Here is an 11,156-nt window from a genome sequence, read left to right as displayed (position 1 = left end):
GCGCTCGGCGAGCACATGTCGGCGGGGCCGGCACAGATCCGCGACCGGCTGGCCGAGGTCGGCCAGTTGACGCGCGGGGCACTGGCACAGGTCAGCGGCTGGCGGGTCGTCGAGCCGACCGACGAGCCGACGGCGATCACCACGCTGGAGCCGGTCGACGGCGCCGACCCGCAGAAGGTGCGGGCATGGCTGATCGCCGAGCGCGGCATCGTCACCACCTACGCCGAGGTGCAGCGAGCGCCGTTCGAGATGCGGTCACCGGTGCTGCGGGCATCGCCGCACGTCGACAGCACGGCAGAAGACCTTGAACTGTTCGCCGAAGCCCTGGCGGCCGCGACTGCCCAGGTGTGATGCGCCACGCGATCCAACCTCTGCATGCCAGGTCAACTGCCGGCAGCACCAGTCTTGATCGTGGCGACCCAGTTCTCCGCCTGATGCGGCGATCGCAGTCGGACGACGTCGACGCGTGAACCGTATACCTGGCTCGCCCGCTCGTATTCGGCACGTAGCGAGCCGTGAGATCGAATAGCCCACCACACGATGGATTGCGAACTGAAGAGCCTTCGCAAGCTCTCTCTTCTGCCGCCGCCGAGATCCTCATGGGAGAAGATTCGCCGCATCGTCCGCCACAAGAGCTGTCGCATGACCGTCAGTAATGAGTAGTCGAGCCATGTGACTGTGTCCGCATGGCGCCAAAGTACATCGCGGACGGACGCGTAGTTGCCATCAATAATCCACTGGCGTCTGCCCGCGATCTCTTCGACAAGGGCGCGAAATTCGTTCTCGGGGAGCGGGTTCCAGCGATCGTCGAAGCGCAGTGAGTCGAGTTCGGTTCGCGGGATGCCCGTCCGCTGTGCAACTTCCTTCGCTACATGGGTTTTTCCAGCCGCGACTGGCCCTACCACGAGCACTCGTCGCATAACGCTACCGCGCCCGGTTCTCTGCGCTGTACGACCAGATGAGCCGCTCAACTGCATCGAAGTCCATCTTCGCTGCAGCTGTAACGATCGAGCGGTCAAACTCGTTGTGCGTGATGGGATCTGCATTGCGCACGCGCTGAGCCAGGTTCTCGTACTCGTCGGCGAACGCGAAGAACGGCGCCAGCACTTTTTGAATGCGTTCGCCCAGTTCGCCCAGGGACAAGAGGGCCGGACGGATGTCAACGCGACGGTCTGGAATCGGGTACGAGCTCTGGTGGGAAAGAACGAGGCGAACGAGGTGCGTTGCAAATCCGTCAGCATGTCCGAGTTGTTCTAGATGCGATTCGGAAAGCGTTGTGATTTTCGGCGACCATTCGTTCTCGCGCCAACCAGACGCGATTTTGGACGCATAGCTGCTCAACAGATCAAGGATCGCATCCCCGTCGCTCTCTGAGCCAATCGCATATTTCGTTGCAAACGACCTCCAGGGATCGCCTTTGGCCTGCGCGAGAGCACGCAGGTGGTCGCCGAGACGGACGCTGACTTGTCGGAAGATTTCCGAGATGGTCACCGGCTCCAAGATCGGCACGCTGCCTGAAACAAGGTTGTCGCGCTCGACCAGTTCCTCGTGCTCTGCCCCGATGAGAATTATCTCGACCTTCGGAGCCATATGCTGCGCAGCTTCTTCGTACTCGGCCCGAAGATCCTTGATCGTCTCTTGCAGAAGCGAGGTTGCGTTGCAGTCGTAGGCAACCACATCGATGTCGCTACGCCACGACGCTTGGCCCCAAGCCGCGGAGCCGACGAGGACGGCATGACCAGACTGCAATGCGGGGAGTGCGTGTATTTGGTTGGCGAGGCGGTTGATGTCTGAGCTAGGCGCGGGCAGGTCGCGCACAAGATCGAGGTACGAAAAGACGCGCGCCATACCGGACTACAGTATGCCGTCAATCGCGAAATCGCGTAGGCGTGCCTCGATTAGGGCTGGGCCGTCTGCGACGGACGGGATGGAGAGGTAGATTGCTCCGCCGAGATCCGCAGGCATTTTTGCGTTGCCAACCCGGATGATGAGGGTATTCCCGGGACCTCGCGCCGAAATGAAGTAACCGGCCTCGAAAACGACGTTGTCTCGGGGGGCGGCCTGACTCGCGGTTCCTTCTAACGGATCGTCTTCGCTAAAGATAAATACTGCGCGGTCACACCGCGTCCGCGCGGCATGGATTTCCTCGAGAATGGAGAAGCCGACCCCGAAGTCCATTGCCCAGTTGTGGACGGTCGCACCAGCACGTGTGAGGATCGCCTCGACTTGCGCGGCGAAGCCGGCGGACTTGCTACAGAACCCCAGGAAAATGTCCCGCTGCTCGCCGAGTTTGGTCGTCCACGCATCAAACGCTCGGCCAAAGCTCCCAGTGAAGATAGTTTCGCGGTCGGCGTCGATTGGTATCGGAGCGATTTGGAATCCACCTCCTTTGAAGATGATTCCTCGATCGAGTAGGTCAGGTTCTGCCGCGATGAAAGTGGGCAGCCCAAGCGACAGTGCAATTGCCCCCTCGATATGGCTGAATTCGCCGATCATTCTGATGGGGGACCCGCTGATCGTCGCGCGCCACCGAGGGAAGCCAAGCACGACTGCGCCAACGCACCGACGCATCACGTTGACCACGTTGTTGAAGGTCCATCCCATGCCCATCGGCAGGCCTTCTTCGAAGAAGACTTGTGGTGTGTACCCAGCGCTTCTTAGTTGGTCAAGTACGGCTCTCTTAATACCAAGGCGACGCCGATCGTGGTCCATGCTGGAGTCGGCGTTGACACTTACGAATATCCGCCGCTGAACAGCCACTGTGATCTCCCGCGATGGTTCGAATGGGGACCGTATTGCGGGCAACATTACCGATGGCCGTATGCCGCCGAAGCCCTAACGGCGATGGCTACGCAGCTGCGACGCAGCGCACATTTGCTTACCCGAGCATTGCGCCGGACAAGGGAGCCAAGAGACGACGCAGTCATACAGCGCGGCCAAGCCGGCCGTCGACAAGCCGAAACAGACCCAAACGCGATAAGACCCACTGGCTCTACATCACGGTGGTCGTCGCCGTGGTCCGCGGTGTCATCGTCGGCATCGACCGGTTCATCTCGGAGGCCCGCGCGCTCACCAACTGCTCCGGCAACGCTGTCGCCACCGTGCTCGTCGGCCATTGGACGAACACGGTGGACCAACGTGAGATCCAGCAGGTACTCCACGGCGACAAGCCGTTCGACGAAAGCACCATGCTCGACGACGAGGAACCCGAGGAAGCCTCAACCCGCAGGTGGTATATGCCTACGCCTTGTGCACCACTAGCGTCGCCCGGTACTGGTCGAGAGCAGTCGACTCGTCGATGGTTTGCGGGTAGGGGTCAAGCGACTGCAGGCTCACCGTGTACTCGCCGACCTGAGCCGTCTGAACGTTCTGGCCCGGTGCGGGATTCGTGTTGAGCTCCACTGTCGTCGGCTCGCGGCCCTGCGGCTGGACGAGGACGGCAATCCGCGCCTGTCCGGTCCAGACGCACTCGACCTGCGTGGGACAGCGCGAGTCCTCCAGCACCTCCGTGAATCGCAGGCGTAGCTTTTCGCCGCCTATCGTTGCTTCCTCGCCCCCTGTCAGACTGAATTCCTTGTCGAGGCTGAATTCGACAGGTTCGGCAACCGCCTTCGGGTTCGAATGGCAGCCCACCAGCGTCATCCCCAACACCAATGCCAACAGCCATAACTTGTGCACGATCACCCCTCGCCCGGGCCGTCCCATGTGTGCACCGGCTCGTTGCTGTGCATCCGCTCGCAGTACAGCCGTAGCATCTCCGCCAGTGCGTTGGGCCGGCTCAGCCCGCGCTCGTGCAGCGCCGCGACGGCCGACACCTGCCACGCGGCGCCGTTGCGCCCCGTCTTGGCGCGCCCTTCGATCACTCCCAGGTAGCGGTCGCGCACATCACTGGCCACCTCCCAGCGGCGCAGCCCTTCGTCGGCCATCGGCAACAATTGACGCAGCACCAACTCGTCGGGCGTCACCTCGCCGAGGCCGGGCCAGTACAGCCGCGCGTCCATCCCGTACCGGGCTGACTCGACGAAATTATGTTGTGCCGCAGCAAAACTCATCTTCGTCCACAGCGGCCGGTCCTCTTCGGACAGCGTCCGCAGCACGCCGTAGTAGAACGCCGCATTAGCCAGCATGTCGATGACGGTCGGACCCGCGGGCAGTACTCGGTTCTCCACCCGTAGGTGCGGCTTGCCGTCGACCACGTCGTACACCGGGCGGTTCCACCGCCAGATGGTGCCGTTGTGCAGCCGCAGTTCGGCCAGCCGCGGGGTGCGGCCCGCGGCCAGCTCGGACACCGGATCCTCATCGGAAAGTTCCGGCAGCAGCGACGGGAAGTAGCGGACGTTCTCCTCGAACAGGTCGAAAACCGACGTGATCCACCGCTCGCCGAACCACACCCGCGGGCGCACGCCCTGTGTCTTGAGCTCGTCGGGGCGGGTGTCGGTGGCCTGGGTGAAGAGCTCGATCCGGGTCTCGGTCCACAGCTGGTGGCCGAAGAAGTAGGGCGAGTTGGCGCTGAGCGCCAGCTGTGGCCCGGCGAGCACCTGCGCGGCGTTCCAGTTCTTCGCGAAGTCCGCGGGGGAGACCTGCAGGTGCAGCTGCATGCTGGTGCACGCCGATTCCGGTGCGATTGACGCCAGCTGCAGACTCAGCCGCTCGGGCCCGGCAATGTCGATGTGGATGTCCTCGCCGCGGGCGGTGAAGATCGAGTTCTCGAGCGCCTGATAGCGCGTCGAGTCGCTCATCCAGTGGCCTGACAGGTGTTCGGGCATCAGCGTCGGCAGGATGCCGATCATCACGATGTGCGCGCCGTGCGCGTTGGCCTTGTCCTCGGCGGCGTTAAGGCTGGCCCGGACCTCGGATTCCAGCTCGAGTGCGGCCCGACCGGGCAACCGCCGTGGCGGAACGTTGAATTCGATGTTGTAGGCGCCTAATTCGGTCTGATACGCCGGATCGGCGATCGAGGCGAGCACTTCTTGATTGCTCATCGCGGGCTGATAGTCGCCGTCGACGAGGTTGCACTCGATCTCCATGCCCGTCAACGGCCGGTCGAACTCGAAACTGGATTGCGCGAGCATGGTTTCGAAGACGTCCAGGCACAGCTGAACCTTGCGCCGGTATTCGCGGCGGTGCGCGCGGCTGTACTCGGTCTGCTTGACTTCTTCGCCCACAACGCCGATGCAACAGCTTCGGTGATGGCGGCGCAAGGAAATCGCGCAGAAACGCATGCAGGAGGCAGCGCATACTGACGCGGTGACCGCGTCGTCGACCAGCGACGTAGACCAGGGCGGTCTCGAACAGGTTTCGACGGTCGACCGGGTCGCCTCGCTCACCGGTATGCGCGCTGTCGCCGCGCTGCTCGTGATGGGCACCCACGCGGCATACGGCACCGGGGCGTACAACCGCGGCTACGCCGGCCTGCTGTCGTCGCGCATGGAGATCGGCGTCGCGATCTTCTTCGTCCTCTCGGGTTTCCTGCTCTTCGGTGCGTGGGTCAGGGCCGCTGCCACCGCGGAGGCCCCGCCGGTGCTGAGCCGGTACGCCCGGAATCGGGTGCGGCGCATCATGCCCGCATACGTCGTCACGGTGTTCATCGCCTATGCGGTGTACCAATTTCGCGACATTGTCCCTAACCCCGGCCATACCTGGCACGGCCTGCTTCGCAATCTCACGCTGACGCAGATCTACAGCGACTACCTGGAGACCTATCTGCATCAAGGCCTCACCCAGATGTGGAGCCTGGCGGTGGAGGTGGCGTTCTACGCGGTGCTACCGCTGCTGGCCTACCTGTTGCTTGCGGTGCTGTGCCGCCGTCGCTGGCAGCCCGGGCTCGTGCTGGCAGGCCTGGCCGTGTTGGGCGCACTGAGTCCGGTGTGGTTGATCGTCATCCATCGCACCGACTGGCTACCGAACGGCGCGGGCCTGTGGCTGCCCCACTATCTGGTGTGGTTCGTCGGCGGGATGGCGCTTGCGGTGTTGCAGACCAAGGGCGTTCGCTGCTACGCAGTCGCGGTCCTGCCGTTCGTCGTAGGCGCGTATCTCGTGGTGTCGACGCCCATCGCCGGCGCGAACAACGCTCCGGCACTCGACATGGGTCAGGACGTGGCCAAGACGCTCTTCTTCGCGGCGATCGCCACCGCGGTGGTGGCGCCGCTGGCCCTGGGCGACAGCGGGTGGTACGCGCGTGTGTTGGGCAGCAGACCGATGGTGTGGCTGGGCGAGATCTCCTACGAGATCTTCCTGCTCCACGTGATCGTGATGGAGATCGCGCTCGTTTCGGTGCTGCGGTGGCCGGTGTACACCGGTTCGGCGCTGGGACTGTTTACGGTGACGCTGGCGCTGACGATCCCGCTTGCCTGGCTGCTGCACCGGTTGACCCGGCCCCGGGTCAGCGGCCGGTCGAACTCGAAACTGAAAAATCGCCCATGAATCGCCGCGTCGACAGCTCCAAAAGCTATTCGCTGGCATGGCAAGTAATGCAAAGCCTCGTCGTCGTACAGTGCCCACATGGCGACTCCAGAACTGTCCGCACCGACCCCAAGCGTCAACATCGGCCTCCAGGGCCCGCTCGTCTAGGGGAAGGCATGCGACCGATCGAGGACCTGCGAGTGCAAGCGGCCTTCGACGCGTTCGCGTCGCCGCACCGCGCGTGCCTGCTCGCCGTGCGAGAACTGGTGTTCGCGGTCGCCGACAGACACCACAGGATCGGCCCACTCGTCGAGACTCTCAAGTGGGGTCAGCCCAGTTACCTGCCCGAGCAGTCTCGCTCCGGTACCACCGTGCGGCTGGGACGGGTCGACGCCGACCGCGTCGCGCTGTTCGTCCACTGCCAGACCACCCTTGTGCAGACGTGGCGAGAGAGGTTCCCGCACCTCACGTTCCGCGACAACCGAGCGGCCGTGCTCGACCCCACAGCGGCCGTCCCCGCCGCCGAGCTTGAGCATTGCATCGAGCTCGCACTCACCTACAAGCTCCGCGGGCGCGACGATGCGTGCACATGAGTGGATCGACTACGAGGAGCGCTTCGATGTTGTCCTCGCCTACATCTACGAGCACCTCGCCGAACCACTAGATCTGATCAAGCTCGCCCAGGTGGGCGGCCTGTCGCCCCGGCATTGGCATCGCATCTACCAGTCGGCGTTTGGGGAGAGTATCGCGGCACTGGTCAGACGTCTGCGCATGGAGCGCGCGTCGTTCATGCTCGCCACCACTGACTCGCCCATCGCGAGAATCGCCCGCGAGTGCGGATATCCCAACGTCGCGTCGTTCTCGCGTGCGTACAAGGGCGCGCACGGGATGCCACCCGCTCGCTTCCGCGCCGTCGGCACTCATGCCTCGTTCAACAGGGCACGAGCGGCATTCGACGAGCAGGCCTTCGAGGTCGAGGTGCGGAACGTGGCGCCCATGGAGTCCCTCTCAGTCCTGCACCGCGGCTCCTACATCGAGATCAACCGCGCGTTCGCCGAGCTTGGAGTGTGGTTCGCGGCCCATGGCTACGAACCGTCGCAGCAGCGCTTTACCGGCGTGTTCCACTCCGACCCGACCGTCACCCCCGAGGCAGACCTGCGTTCGCGGGCCTGCTTCGAGCGTCCCGCTGATCTACGCGGGCCGGTGGAGCCGCTCGCCGACGGGGCGGCGAGCATCGAGCCGTACACGATCGCAGGCGGCACCTACGCTGTGCTGACGCACGTCGGCCCCTATGCGGACATGCCCGCGAAGTATGCGTGGCTGTGCGGGTGCTGGGTGGTGGAATCGGGCCGGGCCCTCGCGGACCGTCCGGTCGTCGAGCAGTACATCACGCTGCCGCGCCACACATCGCCTGCCGACACCGTGACGGAGATGTGGCTGCCACTGCAGGACGCCTAGGCGGTCATTGCCAAGGGCGACAGCGACTTTGGCCGCTCCCGCGGTTAAATGGACTGAGGTTGACGGCTAGCCACGACGATCTGAGGGCTCATCAGGCCGCCACGCAGCTCGACGTCAATCGCGGGGTCGGCATGTGCGGCCAGCGCGCGCAGCGCCGACGGGCTGTAGGCCCGCAGCGAGCTGATCATCCCGTCGTGCATGAACGGCACTACCGGGGCGAGCGGCAGCATCATCGCCAGCCGCAGAACGTGCAGCGGTGAGGGCGGCCGCGGCAGGTCGATGATCACCAGCTTGTCCGCCACGCGGGTGCCTTCGGCGAACGCGCGCGAAGCCAACGGCGGCGAAAGGTGGTGGAACGACAATGCGAACACCGCAAGGTCGAAATGCCCGTCGGGGGCGTCAATGTTGGTCGCGTCCATGTCACGGACCGTCGCCCTCGGATGCTCACCCAGATCGCTGGCTGCCATGTTGGCCACCGATGGCGCCTCGACGTCGGTGACGGTGACCTCGGCGGTCGGATGCCATTCGAGCAGCTTGCGGGACAGCGCGCCGTGGCCGGCGCCCAGCTCGAGGATCTTGGGGTCGGGAACGTCGGCCACTTCGTCGAGCGCGATGCGGGCGAACTTCTCGGTGTTGCCGAAGAAGTCGCCGGTCCACTCCAGTGCGCGGATGACGCTGCGCTTGCGCGCGTCGTCGGCAGGAGAGTCGGAGTCACGGTCGATGTACTCGAGCCGGTCGGTCTGCAGCAGCCGGTCGACGCAGGACGCATCCGGCCCGCCGCGCGGCATGCTTTCAATGTCGACTGTTCGCGAACCCATGTAGGCCATCATGGTCGATTGGAGTTATCCGGCGGGCTGGGCCCACGGCCGAAGGCCAGGGGAGAGCGTAGCGACCGGGGAATGTCACAGTAGAAGGGGGCACGAGTTGGCAGAGTTCGTTGCGGCCATTGACCAGGGCACCACCAGCACCCGATGCATGATCTTCGACCACGACGGCGCCGAGGTCGGACGTCACCAACTCGAACACGAGCAGATCCTGCCGAAAGCCGGCTGGGTTGAGCACAATCCCGTCGAGATCTGGGAGCGCACCGCATCCGTCATCGCCTCGGCGCTGAACAAGACCAACCTGTCGGCCACCGACCTGGCCGCGCTGGGCATCACCAACCAGCGCGAGACGTCGCTGGTCTGGAATCGCAAAACGGGACGGCCGTACTACAACGCGATCGTGTGGCAGGACACCCGCACCGACCGCATCGCGTCGGCGCTGGATCGCGACGGCCGCGGCGACGTCATCCGCCGCAAGGCCGGCCTGCCGCCGGCGACGTACTTCTCCGGCGGCAAGGTGCAGTGGATCCTGGAAAACGTCGACGGTGTCAGGGAAGCGGCCGAAAACGGTGACGCCATCTTCGGCAACCCCGACACCTGGGTGCTGTGGAATCTGACCGGCGGGCCCCGCGGCGGCGTGCACGTCACCGACGTCACCAACGCAAGCCGCACCATGCTGATGAACCTGGAGACCCTGGACTGGGACGACGAGCTGCTGTCGTTCTTCGGCATCCCGCGCCAGATGCTTCCCGAGATCAAGCCGTCGTCGTATCCGCGGTCCTACGGCATCACCCGTGACGACGGACCGGTCGCCGGCCAGGTCCCGTTGACCGGCATCCTCGGCGATCAGCAGGCCGCGATGGTGGGGCAGGTGTGCCTTGATGCCGGCGAGGCGAAGAACACCTACGGCACAGGTAACTTCTTGTTGCTCAACACCGGCGAGAAGATCGTGCGATCCGAGAACGGGCTGCTGACCACCGTCTGCTATCAGTTCGGTGACGCGAAACCTGTTTATGCCCTTGAGGGTTCGATCGCGGTCACCGGATCGGCGGTGCAGTGGTTGCGGGATCAGTTGGGCATCATCAGCGGCGCCTCACAGAGCGAATCGCTGGCTCGCCAGGTGCCCGACAACGGCGGCGTGTACTTCGTGCCCGCGTTCTCCGGCTTGTTCGCACCGTACTGGCGCTCGGATGCGCGCGGCGCCATCGTCGGGCTGTCCCGGTTCAACACCAACGCGCATCTGGCGCGGGCCACGCTGGAGGCGATCTGCTACCAGAGCCGTGACGTCGTCGACGCGATGGAGGCCGATTCCGGTGTGCACATGGAAGTGTTGAAGGTCGACGGCGGCATCACCGCCAACAACCTGTGCATGCAGATCCAGGCCGACGTGCTCGGCGTCGACGTCATCAAGCCGGTCGTCGCGGAAACCACCGCGCTGGGCGCGGCCTACGCTGCCGGTCTGGCCGTGGGCTTTTGGGAGAACGCCGACGACCTGCGCGCCAACTGGCAGGAGGACAAGCGCTGGACGCCTGCGTGGACCGATGAGCAGCGCACCGCCGGCTACGCGGGTTGGCAGAAGGCGGTGCAGCGGACGCTGGACTGGGTCGACGTCGAGTGATTTGTGGAGCCGCACCGGCGCCGAGCGCCGCTGCGGCTCCACAAATCACCATGAGGCGGCGGCGTCAAGTTTGATGTCGGCGACCGCGGTGTTCTCCTCGAGATGCGACACCGACGAAGTACCCGGAATCAGTAATACGTTGGGCGCCAACGACAATGTCCACGCGAGTGCGACCTGGGCCGGGGTCCGGCCGAGCTTGGCGGCCTCACTCTGAACGGCGGGGTGGCCAAGCACCGGGTTGTCGGCGGTGAATCCCGACCCCAGCGGGAAGAACGGCACAAACGCGATGTCGTGTTCGATGCATGCGTCGAGCACCGGTTGGGAACTACGGTCGACGAGGTTGAAGGCGTTCTGAACGCAGACGATCTGGGTGCGGTCCAGCGCAATCTTCAGGTGCTCAATGGTGATGCTGCTCAAGCCGATTCCGGCGATCAAGCCCTCGTCGCGAGCCTGGATCATCGCGGTCAGCTGACGGTCGAACAGGTCACGGTCGACCGGGCCGACTGAACTCGGATCACCGGCGTGGATGCGCAGATTGACGGCGGCAAGGCGGTCGATGTCCAGCGTGCGCAGGTTCTCCTCGATGTCGGCGCGCAACTCGTCGGGCTCCTGTGCGGGCAGCCACCCTCCGGTGTCGTCGCGGCGCGCTCCCACCTTGCTGACCAGAGCGAGGTCGGCGGGATACGGGTGCAGAGCCTCGCGAATGAGCTCGTTGGAGACATTCGGGCCGTAGAACTGCGCGGTGTCGATGTGGTTGATTCCGAGCTCAATTGCGCGCCGCAGCACCGCAAGCGCCTGATCGTGATCACGGGGCGGGCCGAATACGCCGGGCCCTGGCAGTTGCATGGCGCCGA

General features: G+C 64.6%; 11 protein-coding genes and 2 pseudogenes. 6 read left to right on the top strand and 7 right to left on the bottom strand.

The genetic code is table 11. The annotated features are described in order from the left end of the window. A pseudogene (locus VFH65_RS08900) lies at window positions 1-351 on the top strand (ergothioneine biosynthesis PLP-dependent enzyme EgtE); the annotation flags it as partial. A 32-nt stretch (window positions 352-383) separates the two neighbouring features. Here VFH65_RS08900 and VFH65_RS08895 read toward each other — a convergent pair. Genes VFH65_RS08895 through VFH65_RS08885 form a run of 3 tightly spaced genes read right to left on the bottom strand, consistent with a single transcriptional unit; the run spans window position 384 to window position 2,610 of the window. Continuing rightward, the gene (locus VFH65_RS08895; RefSeq protein WP_353320779.1) at window positions 384-911 is read right to left on the bottom strand and encodes a hypothetical protein; all 528 of its coding nucleotides are present in this window, start codon (window positions 909-911) and stop codon (window positions 384-386) included. Window positions 912-924: 13 nt separating this feature from the next. Continuing rightward, window positions 925-1,848: a hypothetical protein gene (locus VFH65_RS08890; protein WP_353320778.1), complete on the bottom strand. Its 924-nt coding sequence runs from the start codon at window positions 1,846-1,848 to the stop codon at window positions 925-927. 6 nt (window positions 1,849-1,854) lie between these two features. Continuing rightward, on the bottom strand, window positions 1,855-2,610 hold the full coding sequence (locus tag VFH65_RS08885; protein WP_353320777.1) for a TIR domain-containing protein: 756 nt from the start codon (window positions 2,608-2,610) through the stop codon (window positions 1,855-1,857). A gap of 413 nt (window positions 2,611-3,023) precedes the next feature. On the opposite strand from VFH65_RS08885, the pseudogene VFH65_RS08880 reads away from it, so the two are divergent. Next, window positions 3,024-3,218: pseudogene (locus VFH65_RS08880) on the top strand (C4-dicarboxylate transporter DctA); the annotation flags it as partial. A 22-nt stretch (window positions 3,219-3,240) separates the two neighbouring features. On the opposite strand, the gene VFH65_RS08875 reads toward VFH65_RS08880, so the two are convergent. Next, window positions 3,241-3,678: a hypothetical protein gene (locus tag VFH65_RS08875; RefSeq protein WP_353320776.1), complete on the bottom strand. Its 438-nt coding sequence runs from the start codon at window positions 3,676-3,678 to the stop codon at window positions 3,241-3,243. Window positions 3,679-3,680: 2 nt separating this feature from the next. Then, window positions 3,681-5,165, bottom strand: a complete 1,485-nt coding sequence (locus VFH65_RS08870) for a glutamate--cysteine ligase (RefSeq protein ID WP_353320775.1) — start codon at window positions 5,163-5,165, stop codon at window positions 3,681-3,683. An 82-nt stretch (window positions 5,166-5,247) separates the two neighbouring features. On the opposite strand from VFH65_RS08870, the gene VFH65_RS08865 reads away from it, so the two are divergent. The 3 genes from VFH65_RS08865 to VFH65_RS08855 all read left to right on the top strand — a co-directional run bounded on the left by VFH65_RS08865 (window position 5,248) and on the right by VFH65_RS08855 (window position 7,860). Further along, window positions 5,248-6,423, top strand: a complete 1,176-nt coding sequence (locus VFH65_RS08865; protein ID WP_353320774.1) for an acyltransferase family protein — start codon at window positions 5,248-5,250, stop codon at window positions 6,421-6,423. Between the two features lie 155 nt (window positions 6,424-6,578). After that, window positions 6,579-6,995 (top strand): DUF1801 domain-containing protein, encoded by a 417-nt coding sequence (locus VFH65_RS08860; protein WP_353320773.1) that lies wholly within the window; start codon window positions 6,579-6,581, stop codon window positions 6,993-6,995. Beyond that, on the top strand, window positions 6,982-7,860 hold the full coding sequence (locus tag VFH65_RS08855) for an AraC family transcriptional regulator (RefSeq protein WP_353320772.1): 879 nt from the start codon (window positions 6,982-6,984) through the stop codon (window positions 7,858-7,860). Before VFH65_RS08860 ends, VFH65_RS08855 begins: the two co-directional genes overlap by 14 nt. Window positions 7,861-7,904: 44 nt before the next feature. Here the strand turns inward: VFH65_RS08855 and VFH65_RS08850 are convergent, their stop codons facing one another. Further along, window positions 7,905-8,687 (bottom strand): class I SAM-dependent methyltransferase, encoded by a 783-nt coding sequence (locus tag VFH65_RS08850; protein WP_353320771.1) that lies wholly within the window; start codon window positions 8,685-8,687, stop codon window positions 7,905-7,907. A gap of 97 nt (window positions 8,688-8,784) precedes the next feature. On the opposite strand from VFH65_RS08850, the gene glpK reads away from it, so the two are divergent. Beyond that, window positions 8,785-10,302, top strand: a complete 1,518-nt coding sequence (gene glpK, locus VFH65_RS08845; protein ID WP_353320770.1) for a glycerol kinase GlpK — start codon at window positions 8,785-8,787, stop codon at window positions 10,300-10,302. 45 nt (window positions 10,303-10,347) lie between these two features. Here the strand turns inward: glpK and VFH65_RS08840 are convergent. Next, a partial coding sequence (locus tag VFH65_RS08840; RefSeq protein ID WP_353320769.1) for an oxidoreductase occupies window positions 10,348-11,156 on the bottom strand: 809 nt, incomplete at its 5' end.

This window comes from Mycobacterium sp. (assembly GCF_035697385.1).
Classification (GTDB): Bacteria; Actinomycetota; Actinomycetes; order Mycobacteriales; family Mycobacteriaceae; genus Mycobacterium.
The sequence above is the reverse complement of the archived record's forward strand: the minus strand, read 5'-3'. Positions and strand labels throughout refer to the sequence as shown.